This window comes from Coraliomargarita sinensis, from assembly GCF_003185655.1.
GTDB classification, from domain to species: Bacteria; Verrucomicrobiota; Verrucomicrobiia; order Opitutales; family Coraliomargaritaceae; genus Coraliomargarita_B; species Coraliomargarita_B sinensis.
This window is the reverse complement of the sequence record NZ_QHJQ01000003.1, coordinates 16,636-39,871: the sequence shown is the minus strand read 5'-3', so window position 1 is coordinate 39,871 and position 23,236 is coordinate 16,636. Positions and strand designations below refer to the sequence as shown.

General features: G+C 53.0%; 21 protein-coding genes. 12 read left to right on the top strand and 9 right to left on the bottom strand.

Going from position 1 to position 23,236, the window contains the following annotated elements:
- Positions 1-173: 173 nt before the first annotated feature.
- The 3 genes from DDZ13_RS04880 to DDZ13_RS04870 are packed head-to-tail and all read left to right on the top strand — an operon-like array spanning position 174 to position 4,492.
- Positions 174-1,142, top strand: a complete 969-nt coding sequence (locus DDZ13_RS04880; protein WP_110130321.1) for an AAA family ATPase — start codon at positions 174-176, stop codon at positions 1,140-1,142.
- A gap of 4 nt (positions 1,143-1,146) precedes the next feature.
- Positions 1,147-2,304, top strand: coding sequence for a DUF58 domain-containing protein (locus tag DDZ13_RS04875; protein ID WP_110130320.1), 1,158 nt, complete (start codon positions 1,147-1,149; stop codon positions 2,302-2,304).
- Complete coding sequence (locus tag DDZ13_RS04870; RefSeq protein ID WP_158279792.1) at positions 2,273-4,492, top strand: transglutaminase TgpA family protein; 2,220 nt, start codon at positions 2,273-2,275, stop codon at positions 4,490-4,492. The genes DDZ13_RS04875 and DDZ13_RS04870 overlap by 32 nt, the downstream gene beginning before the upstream one ends.
- A 430-nt stretch (positions 4,493-4,922) precedes the next feature.
- On the opposite strand, the gene tsaE is transcribed toward DDZ13_RS04870, so the two are convergent.
- From tsaE to DDZ13_RS04835, 7 genes are all read right to left on the bottom strand, one after another.
- Positions 4,923-5,357, bottom strand: coding sequence for a tRNA (adenosine(37)-N6)-threonylcarbamoyltransferase complex ATPase subunit type 1 TsaE (tsaE, locus tag DDZ13_RS04865; RefSeq protein ID WP_110130318.1), 435 nt, complete (start codon positions 5,355-5,357; stop codon positions 4,923-4,925).
- The gene (locus tag DDZ13_RS04860; protein ID WP_158279791.1) at positions 5,354-6,331 is read right to left on the bottom strand and encodes a thiamine-phosphate kinase; all 978 of its coding nucleotides are present in this window, start codon (positions 6,329-6,331) and stop codon (positions 5,354-5,356) included. The genes tsaE and DDZ13_RS04860 overlap by 4 nt, the downstream gene beginning before the upstream one ends.
- A gap of 4 nt (positions 6,332-6,335) precedes the next feature.
- On the bottom strand, positions 6,336-7,124 hold the full coding sequence (locus DDZ13_RS04855; protein ID WP_110130316.1) for an exodeoxyribonuclease III: 789 nt from the start codon (positions 7,122-7,124) through the stop codon (positions 6,336-6,338).
- 58 nt (positions 7,125-7,182) lie between these two features.
- Complete coding sequence (locus tag DDZ13_RS04850) at positions 7,183-7,935, bottom strand: DUF7305 domain-containing protein (RefSeq protein WP_110130315.1); 753 nt, start codon at positions 7,933-7,935, stop codon at positions 7,183-7,185.
- Between the two features lie 32 nt (positions 7,936-7,967).
- Positions 7,968-8,684 (bottom strand): hypothetical protein, encoded by a 717-nt coding sequence (locus DDZ13_RS04845; protein WP_110130314.1) that lies wholly within the window; start codon positions 8,682-8,684, stop codon positions 7,968-7,970.
- A 115-nt stretch (positions 8,685-8,799) separates the two neighbouring features.
- Positions 8,800-9,327, bottom strand: a complete 528-nt coding sequence (locus tag DDZ13_RS04840) for a PilW family protein (protein ID WP_269845162.1) — start codon at positions 9,325-9,327, stop codon at positions 8,800-8,802.
- Positions 9,314-9,775, bottom strand: coding sequence for a type IV pilus modification PilV family protein (locus DDZ13_RS04835; protein ID WP_110130312.1), 462 nt, complete (start codon positions 9,773-9,775; stop codon positions 9,314-9,316). Before DDZ13_RS04835 ends, DDZ13_RS04840 begins: the two co-directional genes overlap by 14 nt.
- A 194-nt stretch (positions 9,776-9,969) precedes the next feature.
- On the opposite strand from DDZ13_RS04835, the gene DDZ13_RS04830 reads away from it, so the two are divergent.
- The 7 genes from DDZ13_RS04830 to DDZ13_RS04800 all read left to right on the top strand — a co-directional run bounded on the left by DDZ13_RS04830 (position 9,970) and on the right by DDZ13_RS04800 (position 16,091).
- The gene (locus DDZ13_RS04830; protein WP_110130311.1) at positions 9,970-10,470 is read left to right on the top strand and encodes a type IV pilus modification PilV family protein; all 501 of its coding nucleotides are present in this window, start codon (positions 9,970-9,972) and stop codon (positions 10,468-10,470) included.
- Positions 10,454-11,023 (top strand): PulJ/GspJ family protein, encoded by a 570-nt coding sequence (locus tag DDZ13_RS04825; RefSeq protein WP_110130310.1) that lies wholly within the window; start codon positions 10,454-10,456, stop codon positions 11,021-11,023. The genes DDZ13_RS04830 and DDZ13_RS04825 overlap by 17 nt, the downstream gene beginning before the upstream one ends.
- A 24-nt stretch (positions 11,024-11,047) precedes the next feature.
- Positions 11,048-12,481, top strand: a complete 1,434-nt coding sequence (locus tag DDZ13_RS04820) for a DUF7305 domain-containing protein (RefSeq protein WP_110130309.1) — start codon at positions 11,048-11,050, stop codon at positions 12,479-12,481.
- Between the two features lie 135 nt (positions 12,482-12,616).
- Entirely contained in the window at positions 12,617-13,048 is a 432-nt protein-coding gene (locus DDZ13_RS04815) for a type IV pilus modification PilV family protein (RefSeq protein ID WP_110130308.1), read from the top strand.
- A gap of 16 nt (positions 13,049-13,064) precedes the next feature.
- Positions 13,065-13,634, top strand: coding sequence for a type II secretion system protein (locus DDZ13_RS04810; protein WP_158279790.1), 570 nt, complete (start codon positions 13,065-13,067; stop codon positions 13,632-13,634).
- A gap of 19 nt (positions 13,635-13,653) precedes the next feature.
- A complete protein-coding gene (locus tag DDZ13_RS04805) occupies positions 13,654-15,006 on the top strand; it encodes a DUF7305 domain-containing protein (protein WP_146209238.1) in 1,353 nt (450 codons plus the stop codon).
- Between the two features lie 182 nt (positions 15,007-15,188).
- Positions 15,189-16,091 (top strand): hypothetical protein, encoded by a 903-nt coding sequence (locus DDZ13_RS04800; RefSeq protein WP_110130305.1) that lies wholly within the window; start codon positions 15,189-15,191, stop codon positions 16,089-16,091.
- On the opposite strand, the gene mnmA is transcribed toward DDZ13_RS04800, so the two are convergent.
- The gene (mnmA, locus tag DDZ13_RS04795; protein ID WP_110130304.1) at positions 16,082-17,152 is read right to left on the bottom strand and encodes a tRNA 2-thiouridine(34) synthase MnmA; all 1,071 of its coding nucleotides are present in this window, start codon (positions 17,150-17,152) and stop codon (positions 16,082-16,084) included. The two genes, DDZ13_RS04800 and mnmA, sit on opposite strands and share 10 nt — an antisense overlap.
- Before the next feature lie 345 nt (positions 17,153-17,497).
- On the opposite strand from mnmA, the gene DDZ13_RS04785 reads away from it, so the two are divergent.
- Complete coding sequence (locus DDZ13_RS04785; protein WP_199221050.1) at positions 17,498-18,970, top strand: hypothetical protein; 1,473 nt, start codon at positions 17,498-17,500, stop codon at positions 18,968-18,970.
- Between the two features lie 324 nt (positions 18,971-19,294).
- Positions 19,295-20,491, top strand: a complete 1,197-nt coding sequence (locus tag DDZ13_RS04780; RefSeq protein WP_110130302.1) for a polysaccharide deacetylase family protein — start codon at positions 19,295-19,297, stop codon at positions 20,489-20,491.
- 182 nt (positions 20,492-20,673) lie between these two features.
- Here DDZ13_RS04780 and DDZ13_RS04775 read toward each other — a convergent pair whose 3' ends face one another.
- Positions 20,674-23,115, bottom strand: a complete 2,442-nt coding sequence (locus tag DDZ13_RS04775) for an alpha-amylase family glycosyl hydrolase (protein ID WP_158279789.1) — start codon at positions 23,113-23,115, stop codon at positions 20,674-20,676.
- Between the last annotated feature and the right edge of the window lie 121 nt (positions 23,116-23,236).

The following is a 23,236-nucleotide window of genomic DNA, read 5'->3' as shown; positions in this document are numbered from 1 at the left end:
GCAGTGTTTTTACATCCTTGGGGACTGGGGTATTAAGTTTTTGCTCAACTATTCTGTCGAGGGTTTTCCGCAGTAATGTTCAAACACGATTGGACCTGTGAAGCCCTTGTTAAAACTTTGCAAAGCACTGCTTCTGGTTGCGCTTTTAAGCATTACGATTCATTTTTTAAACCATGTCTAATACCAACGTCATTCCCGCCCCCCGGGCGCTTGAGACCGTCGACCGCCTGCGTCAAAACATCGAACGCACGATTCGGGGGAAAACCGATGCGGTGGATAAGACGATTATTTGCCTGCTGGCGGGGGGGCACGTCCTGGTGGAGGATCTGCCGGGTCTGGGCAAAACCACGCTCGCATACTGTCTCGCGAAGTCGATCGACTGCAGCTTTTCGCGGATTCAGTTTACCAGCGATATGCTGCCTTCCGATATAATCGGGGTCTCGATCTACGATGAACGCACGAAGGAGTTCAGCTTCAAAAAGGGGCCGATTTTTGCCAACATCGTACTGGCGGACGAGATCAACCGGACGACGCCGAAGACCCAGTCCAGCTTGTTGGAAGTTATGGGCCGCGCGAAGATTTCGGTGGACGGCCAGACCTACACCATGCCGCCTCCCTTTCTCGTGATAGCCACGCAGAATCCCGTTGATTATGAGGGGACTTTCCCCCTGCCTGAAAGCCAGATGGACCGTTTCCTGATGCGAATGGAAATGGGATATCCTGAGTTTGAATATGAAATGCAGATTCTCAAGGGAGGCCATCTGCACTACGATCAGCAGGAGGCCGAACCGGTTGTCTCGCGCCAGGAGGTGGTTGAGCTTCAGGGTTTTGTACGAGATGTTTACGTGGAAGACACGGTTTATGAGTATATTGTCCGTCTGGCCTCTGCCACCCGTGCCGAAGAAAGCTTCCGCTCGGGGGTGAGCCCCCGGGGCACGCTCTCATTAAAAGCCGCCGCTCAGGCGCGCGCCCTGGCCAACGGGCGTGCTTTTGTGCTGCCGGAAGATGTCAGTGAAATGTTGCTTCCGGTTTTCGGGCACCGCCTTGCGCTGCGTAAGCCCATGTCGGACCCGTTGGAGGAGCGGCGCTCAATTGAAGGGTTGCTGACTCAGTTGCTGGAAAAGACGCCGGACCCCGTTTGAGATTTTGACGACGAGCAAACAAGCCGAATTCCGTAGTTGGAACGATTGGACGGATCCGGATTTTTTTGAGGAGGGGCGTCAAACGGAGCGGCGCTTCATCCCGCTGTTTATTCGTCAGATCATCCCGCTCAGATTTCAGAGGACCAAGCTCACGCTGACCGGGTGGATGCTGATCTTTGTCGCGATGGGGATCGGTTCGGCCGCTTACAACACCGCAAGTAATATTCTTTTCATGACATTATCGCTCATGTTGAGCAGTCTTGTCCTGAGCGGTATACTTTCTCTGATAAATTTCAAAAAACTGAAATGGAACCTGAAGGCACCGGCGCATCTTCAGGTGGGCGAAGTCGGCGCGGCCGAAATCGAATTGGAAAACCTGAAGAGCGTTTTTCCCTCAATGAGTATCTGCTTTCGCGTTGGGAGTTCGGAAAATACCAAAGATACCAGCCTGTACATGCCGAGCGCCTTGCCAGCTGGCGCTACGACCCGTCTGGAATGGACCTTCAAGCCGCTTCGGCGCGGCCCCTGTCAGATTAATCTCCACGGAGTGGGTTCAAAGTTCCCCTTCGGTTTTCTCGATAAATCCTTTGGCGAAACCCAGGAACACAGCGTGCTGGTATGGCCTGCCAGGGTGGATTATCATTTTAGTCCCGAGGCCAAGGGACGAAGGTATCTTTCCGGTGTTTCACGTCGGGCCTCCGGCCTGGGCAGTGACCTCTTAAATATACGGGAATATGTGCCCGGAGATCCGCCGCGGCTGATTCACTGGAAAGCGACGGCGCGGGTCAATAAACTGATGGTCCGGCAAGTTGCCCAGGAAGGTGAGGGCGGCTTTCACCTGGTAGTTGATCCCGATGGCAATTTGTGGTCGGGCGAGCAATTCGAGCGGCTCTGCTCAGTGGTCTGTTCGCTGTCCGACGATCTCTTTCATGCCGGCCGCCTCGACTCGGTTTGTGTGGCCGGGGAGGAGCGGACCTTGGTACGCAGCATGCGGGATTTACATGGTTTTTTTGACCGCTTGGCGGTGCTGAGCCCCATGTCGGCCCCCGGTGCGGGCGGCTATGAAAACGGGCCTAAGAATCGGATCACATTCAGACCGCAGGGGGAGGGCGGAATTGCGATTTATGTCGATGACTTACAGGTCGGCCAAGCTGACGACTGAGGAATTGCACGAGGTTAAACACCTGATGGGAGGCCTGTTGACCATGCTTTCTTTCTGGTCGCTGCTATCTCTTGATGTGCAATCCTCATGGCTCATCGCTGCGGGCCTGCTTGCGGTCTCGTTTTCTTTGATTCGCCCAGCCTGGGTGAGTCACATCCCGCCCTTCACCTGGCGGCTGACGGCGCCGCTCCTGCTCGTCGTGATCATTGCGGATTTTCTCCTAAACATCCCAGAGTTTATTCCATCTCTGGTTCGTATGGTGGTCCTGCTTCTACTTTATCGGAATTTTGCGCCCCGCTATCAGCGCGAGGACCTTCAGCTTATCCTACTGTGCCTGTTCTGTCTTATAATGTCGGGCGTGATGACAGTTTCCCTGTTGTTTGCATTTCAAATTCTACTTTTTACTCCCATGGCGATGGCGCTGCTCTTTGTTGTTTGTCTGCTGGACCGGGGGGAGCAAACTGAGAAATACGAGACATCCTGGACTCACTTCAGCTGGCCCCGGCTTCTACAACGGGTCTGGCAGGTGCTCGATTGGCGGGTTCTCGCACTGGGGTCGGCTATGTTCGGGTTTGTAGTCCTGGTTTCGACCTTGCTTTTCATCCTCACGCCGCGCTTCAATCTCGATCAGGCGATCCCGTTCCTACAGGTCGAGACGCAGGCCATGACAGGGTTCAGTGAGGAGGTTGCGCTGGGTGATGTCAGCGCCGTGCAAAATGATAATGCTGTGGCCATTCGGATCGATCTGCCCTCTGTGGATGCACTCGATACGCAGCCCTACTGGCGGATGCTGGTGCTTGATCGTTATTTGGACGGGCGTTTTCAAATGTCGGGTAGCCTGAACAGCTATAAGTTCCGTGAACCGATGACTAGGCGTGAACTACCAGGCGAAGGCTTGCCCCCCCGCCTGCGGCGGGGCGAGGAGTGGACATTTTACATGGAAGGCGGGATCAGTCGCTATTTGCCGGTGCCCGGGGACTATGCAGTGCTGCGCTTTCAGCTCCCGCAGGAGATTGAGCTTTTGCGGGAACCGCACGTTTACTGCCTCGATTCCGTATCACAGAGTGTCTTTTCCTATCAAATCGAGGATATGCAGTTCAATACACGCTTTCAAACCGGGCGGCGTGAATGGCAGGGTTTGGAGGATGCCCGGCCGAGCACTAGACTGGATTCGGCGCACTATCCGCTCACTACTTTCGAACTGGCTTTGAGGCCGGAAGAAAGGGCCAGCCTTTCGGAGATCAATGGCGGAGTGGTTCAGGGGCGGGACCTCTCGGCCTCGGAATACAGCCAGGAATTAACGGAATTTCTGAGAGGTAATTTCGAATACTCGCTGCGTCCGGATGGTCAGGTACTTTTCCCAAATGCAGATGATGCCACTGACCCGGTCATTAACTGGCTCCGGGAGGGCAGTCGGGGGCATTGTGAGCTTTTTGCCAGTGCCTTCGTACTTTTGGCACGGGACGCCGGTTATCCGGCGCGTTTGGTGATCGGTTTCGTTGGTGGTTCCTGGAACTCGGTCGAGGACTACTTTGTCATACGTAACCGCGATGCTCATGCCTGGGTCGAGATCTACGACCAGGCTGCAAAGGAGTGGCTGCGGGTTGACCCCACGCCCGGTACCGGTTCGAGCGATCCGGAGGCGGTGAACTCCGGGAATATGCAATTTGAAACCGGTTGGAGCGCATGGATCGATAGCCTGCGTATTCAGTGGTATCGGAGGATTGTTAACTTCGAGCAGAAGGACCAGGTTGAGATGGCCATGTCGCTGAAGGACATGTTTAAAGCTTTTGCCGAAGAGTTCAGTGCGCGGGCCAAGGCTGCCGTCGCCGAGTTCAAGGCTTGGATATCGCAACCCTTCAGCGTAGGTAATTTGATGCGAGGACTGGTCGCGGCTTTCTTCGTCCTGTTTCTCGTTTTGGTTTGGCGGGCCCGCTACGCATTTATGGGCCTGATTTTTCGATTGTTAAGGAGGCCCAAAGCACTCGATCCTGTGCGCCGGCAGGCCAGTCGCTACCTTAAGCGCCTGGAGGAAAAACACGGTGAGGATTTTAAGCCTGACGTACTTATCGAACTACAGGAACTGAGGTTCGGTCCGGAAGTCGGACCCGATCAGGCGAAGGCGGTATTCGCCCGGGCGAAAAAAGCCTTACGGTCTGGGGATAGGGCATCCCCGGATCGCTGGTAAGAACTTTATATCGTTTCGGCAAAATTTTGATCTGATCAACGGCAGGGTCCAGCTTACGCCAGCACAAAGCTACGGCGGCGCAGGCCGTCTGGACTGTGCCGGCAGAAGCGATACTGATTGCACTATCGCGGCCCGGACGGAGCCGGGCCCTCCCACATTTTCCTTTTTTTAAAAGATCTAATAAGCTTCGAAATGGTAGTATATCGAATTCAGAAAGGTCTGCCTCGGTAGGCTCGCTTGTCGCGATGGCACAATACATGTCACGCCGTCTTGTCGGCGTAACCCGGTGAAGACGGAAGCCTCGTTGAGCGTAGGCGAAGTGCCGTCGATGATCGCTCGCATCGATTGATCGACCTTGCTCTCGCAAGGACGCTACGCGGATCGTGCATCAGGGATAAAGCTTCGTGCGCTATGACGGCTTGTCAGCTAATTATTTCTCAAGGCGGATTTGATGTTTGCCTGCGTCCGTGATCCCGAGAAACAGGTGCCAGGCATCGTCTGGAACAGCGCCGCTGATGCGTTCGGGCCACTCGATGGCAAAGCACCATGGGCTGTGCATGAAGTCATGGATCATGAGTGCGTCCAAGTCATCGGCCGAACCCAGCCTGTAGGCATCTAGGTGGATGAGTTGGCGGCTTCCTTCATAGATTGTGTAGAGATTAAATGTCGGACTCGTTACCGGTTCGTTAATCTCCCACGCGCGTGCCAGTCCGCGAATGAATGTGGTCTTTCCGGCGCCCAAGTCCCCGTGCAAAGCGAGAACCGTATCCTGTGGTATTACCAGAGCTAGCTCACCGGCCATTGCCTCGGTTTCGTCGGCGGTCTCGGTTTCAACGCCTTGAGATAATTGCTCGGTAATACTCATGTTTGTTTAAAATGCTCAAATCCCGACTGCCAGGGCAGTGCTTCAGAGCTTTCTATGTCGATGTAGCGCCCCGCCGGATGTGCATTCACGATCCGGCCGATGCAGCTGACTTTCAGCTCCGGAAATCTGGTCTGCCATTGCTTTTCGAAGATTTCCGATTGAGTACCACGTGCCACCGTAAACAGCAGTTCGTAGTCTTCACCATCGCAGAAGGCATGCATTTGCGGGGAATGACTATCTTTCCGTGCACATTCACGGGCATCGTGCGACAGGGGAAGGTTCTGCAGGTTGATAGCGGCAGAACTTCCTTCAGGAAGGAGTGCGGCCAGGTCCTTACCCAGGCCATCCGTCAAATCCATCATAGCAGTGCAGGCCTCGTGAGCTGCCAGCCATTGTCCCTCCTTTATTCTGGGTTCAAAATGTAGGTGTTTGTGTAGAATACTGCCACCCAGCGTGCCGGTTACGTAGATGGTATCCCCGATCTCGGCCGTGGACCGCAGCGCGGGAGGGCTGTCCGTGAGTCCGGTAAGGGTGACCGAAGCGGTAAACTGACCGGGTGGGAGTTGGCTGATGTCGCCACCCACTACCGTCACTCCGAATTTTTCGCAGCACTGGCGTATGCCGGCGATGAATTGCTCCAGCCAGAGGAGTGACAGGTCTGGCCCGAAGAGCAGGTTCAAAAGGGCGGGCCCGGGTGTGCCCCCCATGGCGGCAATATCACTGATGTTGCGGTTCATCAGTTTAGCCCCAGCATCGTGTGCATGGGCGCTTGCATCAAAATGTTGGCCAAATGTCAGACTGTCCGTGGTTATAATCTGCTGCCGGGAGGTCGTCACGGCCGGAAGGACCGCACAGTCATCGCCCATGCCGTAAGGGGCGGGGGGAGCGACCGGTCCAAGCCAGGCGCGGATCCTTTCAATCAGTTCGTTTTCGCCCAGTTTTCGGACGCAATCGTCTGGGTTTTGGCTGAACATACCATTAAAGTGACAAACACAAGCTGACCGGGCAATGATCCGATCCATGGACATCGGCATGAATGTCTGCCGATTCGACCTTGGTCTTGAGCGCATCGGAGACGCAGAAGTAGTCGATCCGCCAGCCCACGTTCCGTTTCCGCGCGCCCGCACGGTAGGACCACCATGAGTAGGCTTCCGTTTTGTCGGGGTTGAGGTGGCGGAAGCTGTCGATGAATCCGGCGCCCAGAATATTATCGAATCCGGCCCGCTCCTCGTCAGTGAAGCCGGCGTTCCTGCGATTGTTTTTCGGGTTGGCCAGATCGATTTCCGTATGGGCCACATTCAAATCGCCACAAAAGACGACCGGCTTGGTTTTTTCCAAGTCTTTCACGTAATTCAAAAAGTCGACGTCCCATTCCCGTGTCCTGTAGTCCAGTCGGCGTGGACGCTTATTCTCGTCGTGGTTTTGAGCATTCGGGGTATACACCGTCACGAGATAGTAATCGGTGAACTCGGCTGTAATCACACGGCCCTCGCTGTCATGCTTGTCGATGCCCAGGCCGTTATGGACCGAGATAGGTTCGACTTGGCTCAGGATGGCGGTCCCGGAGTAGCCCTTTTTCTCCGCGCAGTTCCAAAAAACATGCGGATAGCCGTTGAATTGAAAACCGCTGATCAGGTCACCCGATATTTTTGTTTCCTGTAGGCAGACGACATCGGCAGCGCAATTGTCCAGGAAGTTATCAAAGCCTTTCTTGATGGCGGCCCTGAGACCATTGACATTCCATGAAATTAGTTTCTTCGGACTCATACGGCCGAAGGTTTCGTAAGCATGCGGAGGAGCGCAAACTTATTAGATGTCACGCCCGCTAAAAAAGCTGCTCGAAAAGTGACTTGTAGTCGCTGGAGCCGAAAACAATTTCTCCTTTTTCCGAGGCAGCAGAATCACCGTTTGCTTTTAGCTCGTAAGTGCTGAGCGAGTAATCGCCCAGTCCGAGATCCAAATCCTTTAATGCTTCATCAAAATGAAAAGGCCCCGGCGAGCCGTTGAATCGGATGTCGAGCGCAACAACGGAACCGGAGGTTTGGCCCGCATTACCACCACCATTTGTACGATACTCGGCATTGGGTGCATAGACGACGCCGGTCAGTGAACCATTGCCGCTCAGTGTCCAGGAATAGTCCGGACTATCCGTAGCCTGTTTTTCGGGGTGAGTGCCGAGTACCACCAGTTGAGAGGGCACGCCAGTGTTGTTGATGGAACCTCTGCCGGTGGCGTTGATATTCCCGCCGACGTAGAGCTCCAAACTACCCGTCGAGGTAATGGTAATGGTATTATTGCCGATATCCAAATCGCCGTCGATTACCATGACGGTAGGTCCGACAATTTCATAGTCGCCCCGTACGTTCCACTCATCCAGATGATAATTTGTAACAGTATTCCCTGAAGCATCACCGATTTGGCCACCGCCGGAGTTGCCACCGCCAGAGTTCCCGCCGCCGGAGTTTCCATTTCCGTTGCCTTTATCTTTCTTCTTTGCCTCGAGGTTGGAAAAAGTCGAAAGCGTCATTGGCATGGACAGACAAATGGCGGCGATGAGGATTTTCTGTGGTAATTTCATGATTTACCCTGGGTTCATGTAAGAATTGGAGGTTAGGGGGCTGTGTCGTTCCAGCCGGTGGTATCGGGAATTTCCACTTCAGGGAAATCCATTTCAAATTCCCAAATGGTGTCACCCGTGACTGTGGCACCGCCGCTTGGATCGGAACCGTCGTCGATAGCACCTGTTGCCAAGTCGCCACGGATGGTAGCGTTTCCAAGACCGAGTGCAATTTTGTCGGTCGAGGTCGAGCCAACCGTAACCTCTGAGCCGGAGTTAATCAGAAAAGAGTAGACGTAGGGAAACTCCCTCGAGTCATAACTGTCAAAGTAGGGCCGCCCGTTGAAGTTGAGGTTGTCCCGTGCGATCAGGCCATAGGCGGCAGGGTTGGGCTTGCGGAATTCAGTTTCAATGTAACGGGCGACCTCCGTTCCGGCTTGAACGTCCTTTCCGCCTGAGACAATGCCCTGGGTGACGATGGTAATTCTGGACGAATTCGCTTTCTGAACGATCGCGCGATACTTGCCGATACGCCCTTCATCCAGGTCGAGAACCACACCAGCCTCCTGGCTCAGTGCTGACAGTGTCCATTCGCGATACCAGAAATTACCATTGTCGCCTTCGCTCCAGCCGGCGGATGTCCAGTCACTATCTTCGTCCCCATACTCAAGCACGGCCCAGATCGCTTCATCCACCGCGCTCTCTGCCAGTGCAAAGGCCGCTTCCTGTAGGCTGGTGCGCGCAGTTTGCTTCCAATCATTAAGAAGCATAGGCATGATTCCGGCAATCCCGAGAAGTATGATCGTGCTGAATACAACCGACGTTAACAGAGCTGATCCTCCCTGTCCCGTTATGCCGGGGCCTGTATGTTCTCTATTCATGCTATCAATCATTACGCATGCTAAGTGAGAAGTTGGTCGCTTTTAGCCTGGTCATATTCGAGCTACCGCGACCGGCACTGAAACTAAGGGTTTCAATGGATAGTTCGTCCTTGTCGTAGTTCAGAACGTCACCGGTGGGTTCGTCGGCTGCACTGGTCAACACATCAAACTCGTCAACACTGCGAAACACGTCACGGCTTTGCCCGTCTTGCGTCCGGGTAATCACGCCAATGTTGTCATAAGTGTAATTGACCGGCCCTGAGGTTGGAAAAGTAAGTGTAAAGCTTGTGTCAGTACGGTTGGTAATCGCGTCAGCATTGCGCACATCAAAACTGAGCGTTTCCATGCCGTTGCGCATATCTGATGAAAAGTCGGCCCGGTTCTCGTGATCGGCGGCGATTTTGGCAAACATCATCGTCGAGGCTATCGATCCCGCGACGACAAAACCAAATACACTGGTCGAAACCATCAGTTCAACGAGACTCATACCCCGGATGCGGGATGTTCGGCATGTATTCTTATGTGTCCGCACTGAAGCCTCCTTCCGTAATGACCAGAACGCGCGCCTCCGCGTGACTTTTGCCCGACCGGTCTTCCCAGTTGAGCAATACCCGGAATCCCAGTTTCCCTGTCTCGTTGTTTGCGTTCAGTTGGGCCGAGGTCACCTCAGCTTCCAGGCCCATGTCCAATAATGCCTGCTCGGTGAAAGTGAGAAGAGAGGCATAGCTGTCGCCGGGGTTACTGTCGTTGTAAGAACTGACCGTACTGAAATGACTGGAAACAGTCGCCCAGTCCGCCGCACGCAACGCTTCAACTTCGCTGCGTAGTACAAAGTCTGCCAGCACTTGCTCAGAGCTTTTCTCGGACATTAGGGTGGCCTGTCCTATAGCGATCAAGCCTCCCGTAATCACAAGTGCCATCACCCCTACGCCAATAACAGTTTCCACGAGGGAGAAACCAGACTGTTGTTTACGTTTCATAAACCTATCGCATTCAAGATATAAATAACCGTGCCTTGGCAATTTTTTACATGCATATTGTTAAAAAATAACAATTATTTTACACGCCTTCTCCTGCTGAAGAAACCAATCCGTCAGTACTGATTCACCCTGTTTGTCATAGGGCGTTTACCTTGTGAAATACGGGCTCTCTGCAATAAGTTAAATTACTGCTAATGAGTATTTTAACGCCTCTATGGGCTGCTTTTTTAGTTGTCTACCGGGGTCTGCAGGTATCTACTTTTCAGGTGGGGCATTCAAAAGCATCAGCTCGGTCTACAGGCTTTACTTTAGTAGAGCTACTAATTGCCATGGTTATCTTTGCTGCAGTGGTAGCCAGTGGTTTGGCCTGTGTGCGGATGGGGCTGAATCAGATCAATAATGCTCGCAGCGAAACCCGGGCTTCGCAGGTCATGCAGAGTGAGATCGAGCGTTTGCGGTCTCTGGCCTGGAACGACTTTACGGCCTTGGATGGTAGTGACCAGTCTGTTGCCCTGGACTCGGAATTCAGTGACGCGGCGTATGACTCTTTTAACATGAAGCGCAGTATTTCCGGGTCTGGGAATTCACGAAAGATTACACTGGTCATCGAATGGGAAGATCTGAGTGGAGCCAGCCACTCGAAATCCTACGTGACGCAGTATACGAAAGGCGGTCTTTATGACTACATCCAGTAAAGAAGCTTCATCAGTGGGATCGACTCGCGCCGCCTTCACTTTGGCTGAGACGATGGTAGCGGTGTCGATTCTGGCCATCGTGCTGGCATCCATGATTCCCACTTTTGTCTTCTTTACAAAAAGTATCACGGGTTTGGGCAACTACACCATTATGAGTGGCGAAAGCCGCGGGGCTTTGGAGCGCTTTGGCCGGGACTTGCACGCGGCCGAGGATCTGACTCTGGCTTCGGCGAGCGAGTTGACGGTGCTTTTGCCGGAAGACCTGGGCGGGACGACCGTTAATTATAAGTTTGATCCCGCAGACAAAAATTTAATCCGCAAAAAGACCGACAGTTCCGGGGCTTTATTGAGCGAGGATACCCTGTTTGAAGACGTCGATACCTTTAAATTTGTCTATTACAATCGCCTCAGTGTGGATGTCAGTGACTCGGCCTCGATACTGGCGGAGGCCAAGAGCGTACAGATTAACGCCAAGCTTCTCAAAAGAGTGATTACCACCAAAACCACAGACTACATCATTTCCGCACGTTTTCTGATGCGGAACCATAATTAGTCGAAGCCTCCAACCCGGACGACCATGAAAAAAGATACACAACTGGAATCACATCTTCATCGCTCCAGCCGTTGCCGGGGCTCCGCACTGATCACCTCGGTTATTTTCTCTTTTGTCATCGGGGCGCTTGCGGTCACCTTTTTAAAGCTGGCCACATATGAATATTCTTCTGCGGTTCGTGCGACACTCTATTCGTCCAGTTTGAACCTGGCGGAGTCCGGGGTGGAAATTGGAATCGAAGCGCTGACGAACAATTCAGTCAATGCCTCGACCTGGACCACGATCGAAGATGATTTTCTGGTGGACCGCGGATTTACCGGGGACGTGCGTGTGGTCATGCTGGATGCAAAGTCCGCACAACCGACCATTTATTCGGAAGGTATCGTGAACGGCCATGTCGCGGGGGATGTGACCAAGCAGGTCAAAGTGACTGTCAGTACCGGATTTTATCCGTTTGAAAAAGGATTTTCGGCCCGTAACGGGATACGCTTCAGTGGCAATAATGTGACTTTGGACAGTTATAACTCCAAGTACGGCGAGTATGGGGAGTTGATGGATATTCTCGGGCCCCAGCCCAGCGGCTACGGCCATCTCGGATTAAACAAAAACGATGATATCTTTGTGGCCAGTGATCTGATTGACACGGTTGGCGAGACGGCGGTCGACCAAGGTAATGCCGATGTCTATGGCTACGTGACCGTGAGCCCCGGGAACTTTGCTTCTCTGGGACCAAATGGAGTCGTGACGACTTATGGTTCCGACTCGCATGACAGTTCCCGGGTTTTGAGTGACTTTTATGCAGACTTTCCCAGTGAGCCGCATCCATCCGGAAGTTATGATACGACCTATTCGACAATCAATTCGGCAACGACCATCACCGGATCTTCATCCGAATCTTCGCCGACTTATTATGATGTTTCGGATATCAGCCTGTCCGGTAACGGGGACGATCTTGTCATCGACGGACATGTGGTTCTGGTGATGAACGGAGAGAATGCGGATATCAATGTGAGTGGCAACGGGGGGATCACGATCAATTCAGGTGGCTCGCTGACGATTTACACGGCAGACGATGTCAATATCGCAGGGAATGGTGTGGCCAATGTTGACGGCGTTCCATCAGATTTCTACGTTTTCGGGACGGCCCCTGAGACGGTTGCGGACGACGGCACGGTGAGCGCCTCGCAGGAGATCAGCATAAGCGGAAATGGCCAGTTAGCATCAGCGGTCTATGCGCCTTCCGCCAATGTTTCTTTGGATGGCGGTGGCAGCAATGGGTCCGTCATGGGTGGCGTCGTCGGTTTTTATGCGACGATTACCGGGGGCAGCTCTTTTCATTTCGATGAGGCCTTAAGGGACGAAATCCGTAATACTGGCGGCTACACAATCGACAGCTGGCTGGAAATGACGGGGGAAACTGCGGCAACGACCCGAAAAGACTTAAGCTCTTATTTCTGAGAATAGCTCGCCCGGGCCGGTATACCTAAAAATGCACCGACCTTTTGTAAAGATACTGTAAATACTTGTGGGTTAATACGTTAGGTGCATTTTAGGGTTGATACCCCAATTACACCTGGGTAATCTTCTTCTATCATGAGAGCAAACAGTGTTAAGACGAGCGGATACTCACTGGCGGAGGTCATCGTGGCGGCAGGTATATTCGCCATGGTGATCGCAGGCGGTGTTGCCGGTGTGCGGATGGGTTTCCAAATTGTGGACAATTCCCGTCACCATACACGTGTCTCGCAGATTTTGCAGAGCGAGGTCGAGAGCTTACGATCTCTCTCTTGGAAGGAACTGAAACAGCTGCCTATGAATGAGGAGGTCGATATCAATCCGCAGTTCGACACCTCGGCCTATGATGCTTATACGGTGAAACGCGTTATCAACTCGGTGTCGTCTACATTGAAAAAGATTGAGGTCGTCGTTTCTTACAACACTCGCAGCGGTAAAGCAGTCGAATTGAAATACCTCACTTTTTTCACCGAGGGTGGGGTGAACGATTATTACTACCGAACCATATAGTATGATGACAAGTGGCATGAACAGACATCAAGCGAGGGCATCATCCGGTTTCACGATCACAGAGCTCATCGTTGCGACGACCATTTCGGGGATCGTCCTCGCATCTATGGTTGGGACATTTCTCACTTTTGCTGTGGGGGCCAGAAGTGTCGGGGCTTACACCGACATGAGTAAAGACAGCCGTATCGTCTTGGAAAACTTTGCCCGGGACATGCGCGCCGCTGAGGATGTGCTTCAGGCTTCTTCGAGTACGTTGGAAGTCGTTTTTCCGGACACTTCTTTTTATGGGGGTTCCCGCGTAACCTACGATTACGACAAAGATGCTAAAGTGTTTTTCCGAATTGAAGTCGACAGCTCAGGCAGCGAGGTAAGCAATGAGCTGCTGCTCGAAGGGGTGGAGCAGTTTACATTTTCCTACTATGATCCGCTCGGCGACAAACTCAGTGCCAGCACGGAGTCGATCCTGTTATCAGTCAAGAGCGTACAGATTGATGCGGAGATGCAACGCAATATCTCCAGATCGGAAGCCACGGACTACATCATCTCTGCTCGCTTTATGATGCGTAATCGACCGGTCACAGAATAAAAATTTGGAGGACAATATTATGAAAAAAGGAATCATCCAAAGCCGTTACGGACGACCCATGGACAGTCGTCGGGGGTCTGCCATGCTGACTTCGGTTATTTTCTCGTTTCTGGTCATGACCCTGATGGGCAGCTATCTCTATCTGTCTTCAGGTGAGTACAGGATTTCGACGCGATCCTTTCTTTCCAACGCCAGTTTTAACCTTGCTGAAGGGGGGATTGATCTGGCACTTGATGCGATACAGTCGGGCAACAGTACAGGCTGGACGAAAGGTATAGACGGGTCCGGCAGAAGGTATTGGGCCCGTGCATACACGGACTACGATCTGGGGGGAAATATTACTGGCGAGATTAAAATCGTGATACTGGATCCTCAATCCCAGACTCCGGAAATTTACACGGAAGGCCTGGCCAAAGGACATGTGGCTGGCGACGTCAAGAAGCAGCTCTACGCGAACCTGACCTCGGGCTTTCTTCCTTTCAGTAACGGTTTCAACACCAAGCGGGGGATTGTCTTGAAGGGCAACAACGTGACATTCGACAGCTATGATTCACGCAACGGGCCCTACGGAGGCAGCAATATCAACTCTGAGATCACGATTGCGACAACGTCTGTGGACGTGGATTCCGTTGATATCGGTAATGCCGACGTCTATGGCTACGTTGCCACAGGTAAGAATATGCCGGATGTGGGGCCTAAAGGATCCATTACGGATTACGACAACCCCGGAAAGGTGGATAATAGTCGTATCACAACTGACTACTATGCGGAGTTTCCGGATGTCGAGGCGCCGGGCATGTTCCTGCCCTTCACATCGATACCTTCGTCAGGAACTATCCTTGGGGGGAATTATGATGTCTCAAACTGGTCACTTTCCGGTAGTGATACCGTCTACATTACTGGGCCAACCCGTGTTAAAATATCCGGAGATATCGATGTTACGGGTACGGCCTCCATCGTCATCGAGCCAACAGGCAGTCTGGAAATTTACACGGATGACGACATCAACATCGCGGGTAATGGTATCGTGAATGAGACCGAGAAGCCGGAGAAGCTCATGATATTCGGCGTGGACAAAGGTCTGGGTGATGACGAAATCAAAATTTCCGGCAATGGTTCCCTCTACGCCGCGGTCTATGCACCCAACGCAGTGGTTACCTTGAACGGTGGTGGTAGTTCCGGTGCCGGGCAGGTCTATGGAGCCGTTGTGGGCTATGATGCCGATCTGGTGGGTAATGCTCATTTTAGTTACGACGAAGCGCTCGAGGAGTACAATCTCGGTTCGGGAGGCTACGAAATTGATGAGTGGGTCGAACTCGCCGGTGTGTCCATGACCGCAATGAACCTGGATATGGGTAAATACGGGCTATAGTTGGGTATAGTAGGTATTATTTAACTGTATACTACGTTAAATAGCGTATTTTACTTGCCAAGTTTCTAACCGAGGAAGTAAGCACATTCAATTTTTGTTGAATGTTGCCCCAATCGTTTCGCTTAAGACTCTTAATTCTCAAGTCGGTCTGCTTCTGTGTTTTAGTTTTTAACGCAGAGGCAGTGATCAGTCTTGATGCTTCGACCGCCTACTTCACGGCACTTGGTTTGGGAGGGCCATCCGATCCAGTTGCTGATAATCAAGCCAATCGTGTGGATATCGAACTGGTGGGTCGCCCGGAAAATGGCTTGGAGGCCTTTTACGTGGGCTTCAATGATTTTGGAACCGGATCAAATACGGATGGTGATTGGTTTTTCCGCACCCGTCTCTCCGGTGAAAACGGAAGTCCGGATGGTGAAGCAAACGGGTTCTTTTATGTTGGTATTGATATTACGGGTGACGGCAGTCTCGACTACCTGATCGAACATGGAGGCAGTCCGACCCAACAAATCTCGATTCTTCGAGCGGGCGAGGGGTCGAACTCTCCCGGAAGCATCACCCTCGGAGAGACGCTATTTACAGAGGACGTAGTAAAATTTGATGGTTCCAACGCAACAACTGCGAATTCGTACTTTGAAACCGTCCAATCAATCGATGCCGGATTAACGGGTGACGGAACGTTCGACCCCTACGATCTCGACGGTGGTGGTAACAAACAGGGCGATTTGGATCGCTTCCTGACATTCAAGGTAGATTTTCAGGATTTCGTCGATGTGGTACGCGCAGATGCGGAAAACGGCATCATTGACGACCGATACGAGCTCTTTGATGAAACTTTTGCCATGCAGATGCTGATCGTGACCTCACAGAACGGAAATAACATTAATTCGGACTTTGGAGGCATCAACGATAACGAGGTTGATCCCAACACGCCTTTTCACAATCCGGGCGATCCCAATGGCGGCTCGGGTGGTCTAAGCGGAGGCGTTGATGTTCACGGCAATCCTGTTCCGGAAAGCGCATCCTTCGCGTTACTTCTGGGAGTGTTTGCGCTCTTTCGGGTTTCGCGACGAACTTATCGGTAAAAGCCGCCGCCGAGTAGTTTTTCACCGTCGTAGAGAGCCAGCACCTGGCCGGATGACAGGGCGCGCTGAGGTTCGGCGAAGGTCACTTTGGCTGTATTTGATCCGGTCGGGGTGTAATGGATTTCCTGTGAAGGATCCCGATAGCGGGGCTTGGCCAGGAGTTCACAGGCCTCTGTCACCGGACGGTTGGTAAAGCTTAAGCCATACAGCTCCACTTCCGAAGTATAGAGTCCGGGTGAATCCGGCCGGTCGAAGGCGACGACCAGTTCGTTTCGTTCCATGTCCAGCTTGGTCACGACGTAGGCTTCGTTGTCTGTGTTGGAAGGTACGCCTATGCCACGGCGCTGTCCCGTGGTGTAGCGGTGGAGTCCCCGGTGCCGGCCCAGCACCTTGCCCTCGCTGTTCACAATATTGCCCGGTTTGTCCTCGATGTAGTGCTCAAGAAAGCGGTTGATATTCATATCCCCGAGAAAGCAAATGCCCTGGCTATCCTTCTTGCTGGCGTTCGGGAGATTGTGCCTTTTCGCCAGTTCGCGCACTTCGGGTTTCTGTAACTCGCCGACCGGGAAGAGCGCCCGGGCGATTTGAGACTGATGGAGCAGGGCGAGAAAATAGGTTTGGTCCTTGTTCTTATCCAATCCTTCGAGCAGGTCGTAACTGTGATCCGGATTTTTGGTTGAGCGCACGTAGTGGCCAGTGGCGATGGTATCGAAACCGTTTTTCAGCGCGTAGTTCTGAAAGATTCCGAACTTCATTTCCCGGTTGCACATGATGTCAGGGTTCGGGGTAATACCTTCCTTGTAGCCCTCGACGAGATAGTTGACGACGTGTTCGCGATATTCATTGACCAGGTTGACGATTTCGTAGTCGATACCGAGATGCTCCGCGACGGCTCGCGAATCTTCGATGTCCTGCTGTGCTGGACAATCGGCCAGTGGCATTTCCTCGTTCATCCAGGTGCGGATGTAGGCCCCCGAAATATCGTAGCCCTGCTCCTTGAGAAGAAGAGCCGCTACGGCGCTGTCGACGCCGCCGGAGAGTGCTACCAGAATTTTTCGCATGTGGGCAGAGAAGCCGATAGTCCTGCTGCGTCAACAAGGCAAAATAATGATCGGTAAAACAATTTTTTTGCGGGGGCGTGGGCATTTCTGTCCACGTTGCGTGATCGAAGAATGTGTCTATCAGGACAAAAACGTCCTGACTCCTATTTGGGGGAAATTATTCTGCCTGACATTATTTTGTTTAAACCAAACTACGAAAGGTGCCTGTCTGGGGCGAATTGGGGAGTCAATTCACTTAAAGTTTTCCGATTGGCCGCCGTATTGCTCTTGCGCTGTGTCGGAGAACTTTAAGCTGTTTCTTAGACGAGTTAATTACGATTTTCACCATAAACCCGTTCTGAAATTATGACACAAGCCATTGAATCGATCCCCGAATACATTGACGATATCCCCAACATCGCCGGCTCGGAAGAGTTGATCGAATCGACTATCAAAAAGGCCGCCGGCACGTCGCCCTACGCAGGAGACAAGTCCGTGAGTTTCGAGAAGACCAAGGCGGCCTTTGCCATTGCGCTGCACCAGCATCAGCCGCTGATTCCGGCGCGCGGTGATATCACGAAGACTCCGCTGATCAGTAACTTGAAAGACATGATGGACCATCCCGACGAAGGGGATAATCATAATGCTTCGGTCTTTAAGTGGTGCTACGAACGGATGGGCGATTTCATCCCCGACTTGGTCGGGCAGGGGAAAGAGCCCCGCTGCATGCTGGAATACTCCGGCACGCTTCTTCACGGGTTGAGAGATATGGGCTGCGGCGATGTCGTGGACAAGCTGAAGCACATTACGGTCAATCCGGATTACCGCCGTTGTGTGGAGTGGCTGGGTATGCCCTGGGGACACGCGGTTGCGCCCTCGACTCCGGTTCAGGACTACCGCCTGCACGTTAAGGCTTTCCAGCATCACTTTGCCGCGATTTTTGGTCTGGAGGCGCTTGAGCGTTTGCGTGGCTTCTCACCATCGGAAATGGCCCTGCCAAACCATCCGGATATTGCTTACGAATATATTAAGACGCTGGTGGACTGCGGATACCAGTGGCTCCTTGTTCAGGAGCATACTGTTGAGCAACCGGGCAATGGTCACGGTCCCGAGCGGAAACATCTGCCTCATCGTTTGGTGGTGCGCAATTCCGAAGGTAAGGAAGTGAGCATGATCGCCATCATTAAGACGCAGGGCAGCGATACCAAGCTGGTGGCTCAGATGCAGCCCTACCACGAAGCCAGGAGTCTCGATCGCTGGGAACTGGCGGGCAAAAAAGTCCCGCCGCTGGTCACTCAGATTGCCGACGGCGAGAATGGTGGCGTCATGATGAATGAGTTTCCGCCGATGTTTAATCAGGTCATGCAGGAGTGCTCGCACAGCGATACGCCGGCCATGAACGTATCCGAATATCTTGATAAACTCTTCGGAATGGGGATCAAGGTAGAGGACTTCGATGTCATCCAGCCGATTCACCAGAAGAAAATATGGGACCGTATCGAGCCCGGGTGCGGCAGCGAGAAGCTCGGAGCCACCATCGAGGCAATCAAAAAAGAGGACCACGAATTTCACATGGAGGGAGGGAGCTGGACCAACAGTATTTCCTGGGTCGAGGGTTACGACAACGTGCTCGGCCCGATGGAAGAGGCCAGTTATGCCTTCTACGAAAAAGTGCTCAAACCGGGACACCCCACGGATGAAACCCGTTTCCGCAAAGCGCTCTTCAATCTGATGAGCTCGCAAACATCCTGCTATCGTTACTGGGGCCAAGGGGCATGGACCGATTTTGGCGTGGAGATCTGCCGACGGGTCAAAGCGATCGTGGAAAACGATTATTAGTACTACAACCGCTTCGCTTGAGAGGGACAGGCAAGGAGTAGATTACGTAGTCGTATGAAAGTTTGCTTTATAGGCGTATTCCTTAACCTAGGTGACCTGCTTCAGCCGGTCACCCAAGCGTGCAAACGCTTCCATATGGCCGGTCCAAATCGCCCGGCTAAAGCAGAGCGACTACGTTAAATGAGACACAGTTGCTCTTAAGTTCGCCATTCGGGTCAGGGTAATTGTATTCTCCCAATACTCAGCCCGTAGGGCACTCTAGCGCAAGCGGTTGTAAGATTTTATCTTCGATTTGTAGTATCTTCTTTGCATAATCTAGTTCCTATGTCTTCGATTCATCACGCACTGGTCCTGAACCTTCACCAGCCGCCGAACAATCTGGAAAATCTGCTGGCGGAGCAGGAGTGGGAGGCAAAGGAAGTGCTCTTCGCGCTCGACCGTATGCCGCGGGCCTGTTGGGACTATGAGGACTTGGCCCGTGTGCACCTTTCCATGTCCGGTTCGCTGCTGGAAACACTCGGCAGTCAGAGCTTTCAGGAAAAGATGTACGGTACGGTCAAGGTTGGCGATCTGCTCTGGCACCTGCAGAACGAGAAGATTTTTAACATCCTCGGGACAGGCTACTACCACCCTGTGCTCCCTCTTACGCCTCAAGCTGATTGGGACGAGCATATCCGTCGCTGGCAGGGGATAGGGAAGCACCTCTTCTGGCGGGAAAATTTTCAGGGCTTCTGGCCTCCGGAGATGGGCTTCTGCATGGAAATGATCCCCCACCTCGTCAAGCACGGCTATCGCTATGTGCTGGTCGATGACATTTATGTCGAATCACTTGAGGGCGAGATGAGTTGGCAGGAACTGCGCTACCGGCCCCACATTGCCGAATACGGCGGCGAGAAAATCATCGTCGTAGTCCGTGACAGGGAGCTCTCCAACGCGCAGCTTTCCGGAATGGATCCGGGCTGGTTCATACACGAGTTGGAGGAGCGCACAAAATTTTGCGATTTCGAACCACTGGTGACAACCTGCTCTGACGGGGACAATGGCGGGTGGTTTCGTAATCACAACAAATTGGCCAATTTTTGGTACGTCTTCTACCAGTCGCTGCTCGAGAAAGTCCGGGCAGGGGAAACACGGGTGAAGCCGGCTTTCATCCACGACTATCTCGATGTCCATGGCGCGCATGGTCGAGTCAAAGTTCACACGGGAGCCTGGAATACGGAAGACCACTACGGCGACGACTTTACCCAATGGACCGGCACGCAGGAGCAGAAGGATGCGCATGCCCGGGTTACCTCCATCAGCGGGCGATTCCATTTACTGCATGATCAGGTTTCGGCGCTTCCCGACGGACCGACTGCGATGCTGGCCGAGCACCAAATCAACGAAGCGCATTGGCGGCTCTTACGGGCCGAAACGTCCTGTAATTTCTACTGGGCTCAGGCTTGGGTGCCCAAGGTCCACGAGGATCTCGATGCCTGCGAGTGGCACCTATTTGAGATCAAGCGGATACTAGAGGGGTAAGCACGCATGCGCCAATCTGGCTTTGGAGAAGGCAAGGCATACCGCGAAGACTCACTTATAGCCAACTCAGAACGTTCTGTCTCGGTAGGCTCGCTACAACCATTAAGTATCAATTCTTTTTTAAATTGGTATAAGTCCAGAGCGAGAGGCCGACATACTTTTCTAAATACTTTGAGCGCACGTCACTCCCGGACCCAAAGCCCCAATGTCATGTGTCCGAGATAGATGTTGCGTTCACTTTCGTTCAGGCGGGTGTCTTCAATTCCCTTCATATCGAAGTTCCAGATGTCGGCGATGGGGGACCAATCGGATCCATCGACATCGTAGAGGTGGATTTTGTGATCCTCAAAATGCGGGTTCAGTGCGAGCAGGATTTGTTTAGGCCCCAGGGCGCGGTCGGCATTGAAGAGCAGGGCCGTGCAGGAACGTTCGCCGTGGTCACATCGGAAGACCCTAAGATAGCCATCTCCGGGGTTCTTTTCCAGTCGTAGAATTTTGCCCCATTTTGACTTTCGGAAGGCGATCCAACTTTTGAAATAATTGTGTGTTTCCTTGAAGTTGCCGATGTGTAGATAGTTGAGGGCGTTCACCTCTCCCATCTGGTAGGTGTTGTGAATGCCTCCTTTTGAACGCATGAAATCCTGGCCGCAGGAAAGCATCGGCACACCCACTGAGGTATAGAGGAGCGCCGCCATCATATGGCTACGAAGGATATCGTTGTGGGTGGGCTGTTCGCCGTTAAAATTTTCGTTTTCTGTGATATCATCGATCCAGGTGCGGTCGTCATGTGACTCGACGTAGTTGATGCTCTGGGCCGGCCAAGCGGCCATCTGGTCGATGCAGCCTTTGACATAGTAGGTCAGGGCGTTGTGGTTACTGTGCCCCTTGACGAACTCGCGGGTAAATTCGCGGAAGCCGTCGTTCCAGAAGGCAAAGCCGGCCATGCGTGTATCCCACTGGATACTGCCGCGGAAGCTCCAGGGCTCGGCAATCAGAACAACCGATGGTTTTACCTTTCGAAGGGCATCGCCGATTTGCTTGAGCACTTCAATACTGATCAGCTCGGCCAGATCGAAACGGAAGCCGTCGACATCGTATGCGCGTACCAAATGCGTCAGGCTCTCGATGATGAGCCGGAGTGACATGGCAGATTCGGCCCGAAGGACATTGCCGCAGCCGGACCAGTTCATGAGATGGCCTTCGGCGTTGAGGTGAAAGTAATAAGCCTTGTCGATAAAAAGCAGGTTGGGTGGTTCGCCGAGGTGGTTGTAGACCACGTCGATAATCACCGAGAATTTCTCCTGATGGCAGGCGGCCACCATTTCCCGGAATTCGGTATTCTGGGTGCCGCGTTCCGGATCGGTACCATACCACGCACAGGGGGCGAAGAAATTATTCGTCATGTAGCCCCAGTGGTATTCTTCCTGCGTCGTGCTATCGAATTGTTGAATCGGTTGAAACTCCAAGGCGTTCACGCCGAGTGTATGCAAATAGCTGTCTTTCTGCCGCACCAGTTTGGTCACACCGGCAAAACCGAGGCGTTCTTTTTCGCTCAATTTGATCGGCGCGTGGTGCACCAGATCCCGAACATGGCATTCCAGAATACTTAGTTCCTGCCAGTCCGGTGATTGGTGAAGCTTCCTAATCGCGTTTTCACGTGCCGGGTCGAGAATGATACCGGGGCCTTCCGGCCCTGTCGTGGCTCGGGCCCAGGGGTCAAGCAATGCCTTGCCGTAGTCAAAATGGGTCGTGCGTCCATCGTCGGGGCCATCCACAAAAAGACGGTAGTACCAGCCGTGAAAGTTGCCATTTAATCTGACCTCCCAAGTAACTTGGTCGTCGGTGAGTTCGAGGTCGTGACGCTGTAAATTTTTAAAAGTGACATTATCCGCGACTTCAACCGACACGCGTGTCGCGCGGGGGGCAAAAAGACGGAGTACGGTGTCACCCCCAGTGATCGATGGACCGCAGGGCTTGTCGGAAGTCAGGTCGTAAAAGAAGAGGCCGGGCACGATCGTCTTGGGCGATTCATTTTTCCAGGAGACTTCAGCAACTTGTTCCATGCCGCGTCCGCCATCGACCTCGAAAATGAAAGCATGCTTGCCGCTGCGTGAGACATTCAGGCCGTAGTTCAGATTGCCCGCTTTGTCCTCGACTAGGTTGGCGGCGCAGCGCAAGGGGGTGAGCCAGTGCCAGCTTTGGGTGACGAATTTGAAAGTCATTTGCTTTCCGGCAGAGACGACTCGCTCGCGGGGAATGGCGACCTTGTACAGGGGCTTGCCGGATTGGGTTTCCGCCCGGCTCAGGTTGAAGCCGGCCGCATCTTCCGAGCGCCCCCAGTCGTTGAAGGGCCCTGCCGCCCGCACCGGGTCGTGGTCAAAATCAACATGCGGGTAGCGCAGGGGGTTCAGGCAGAAGATGATGTGGTCGCCGTCTTCGTAGTACCCCGTAAAACGCCCGATTTCCTCGGCTTCCATGTGCCGGAGGTTTTTCATCCTCAGGTTTTTGGCATTCAGTTGGATCGGTGGCGTGTCGTTCTTTTTCCAGTTGCGGGCCAGGAGAACGCAGCACTGCCCGGGACGGATCCAGTAGGCGGCTTGAATATGATTTTTTGGAGAGCTCATTTCAGAGTTTGAAGTGTGTCTGGCATGCTTAAAAGGATTGAGGTGTCTTATATATTGATTGAGTCGGTTGATCGGCATGCTTAGTCATGTTGGTCGGGCTTGGCCGTGAATTTGGGAACGA

Coding starts and splice junctions, on each gene's coding strand:
- DDZ13_RS04830 (WP_110130311.1), top strand. CDS start 9,970: ATGAGTATTTTAACGCCTCTATGGGCTGCTTTTTTAGTTGTCTACCGG.
- mnmA (WP_110130304.1), bottom strand. CDS start 17,152: ATGCGAAAAATTCTGGTAGCACTCTCCGGCGGCGTCGACAGCGCCGTA.
- DDZ13_RS04880 (WP_110130321.1), top strand. CDS start 174: ATGTCTAATACCAACGTCATTCCCGCCCCCCGGGCGCTTGAGACCGTC.
- DDZ13_RS04870 (WP_158279792.1), top strand. CDS start 2,273: ATGACTTACAGGTCGGCCAAGCTGACGACTGAGGAATTGCACGAGGTT.
- DDZ13_RS04805 (WP_146209238.1), top strand. CDS start 13,654: ATGAAAAAAGGAATCATCCAAAGCCGTTACGGACGACCCATGGACAGT.
- DDZ13_RS04835 (WP_110130312.1), bottom strand. CDS start 9,775: ATGAAACGTAAACAACAGTCTGGTTTCTCCCTCGTGGAAACTGTTATT.
- DDZ13_RS04775 (WP_158279789.1), bottom strand. CDS start 23,115: ATGAGCTCTCCAAAAAATCATATTCAAGCCGCCTACTGGATCCGTCCC.
- DDZ13_RS04780 (WP_110130302.1), top strand. CDS start 19,295: ATGTCTTCGATTCATCACGCACTGGTCCTGAACCTTCACCAGCCGCCG.
- DDZ13_RS04820 (WP_110130309.1), top strand. CDS start 11,048: ATGAAAAAAGATACACAACTGGAATCACATCTTCATCGCTCCAGCCGT.
- DDZ13_RS04815 (WP_110130308.1), top strand. CDS start 12,617: ATGAGAGCAAACAGTGTTAAGACGAGCGGATACTCACTGGCGGAGGTC.
- tsaE (WP_110130318.1), bottom strand. CDS start 5,357: ATGAGTATTACCGAGCAATTATCTCAAGGCGTTGAAACCGAGACCGCC.
- DDZ13_RS04785 (WP_199221050.1), top strand. CDS start 17,498: ATGACACAAGCCATTGAATCGATCCCCGAATACATTGACGATATCCCC.
- DDZ13_RS04855 (WP_110130316.1), bottom strand. CDS start 7,124: ATGAGTCCGAAGAAACTAATTTCATGGAATGTCAATGGTCTCAGGGCC.
- DDZ13_RS04860 (WP_158279791.1), bottom strand. CDS start 6,331: ATGTTCAGCCAAAACCCAGACGATTGCGTCCGAAAACTGGGCGAAAAC.
- DDZ13_RS04825 (WP_110130310.1), top strand. CDS start 10,454: ATGACTACATCCAGTAAAGAAGCTTCATCAGTGGGATCGACTCGCGCC.
- DDZ13_RS04850 (WP_110130315.1), bottom strand. CDS start 7,935: ATGAAATTACCACAGAAAATCCTCATCGCCGCCATTTGTCTGTCCATG.
- DDZ13_RS04810 (WP_158279790.1), top strand. CDS start 13,065: ATGAACAGACATCAAGCGAGGGCATCATCCGGTTTCACGATCACAGAG.
- DDZ13_RS04845 (WP_110130314.1), bottom strand. CDS start 8,684: ATGCTTCTTAATGATTGGAAGCAAACTGCGCGCACCAGCCTACAGGAA.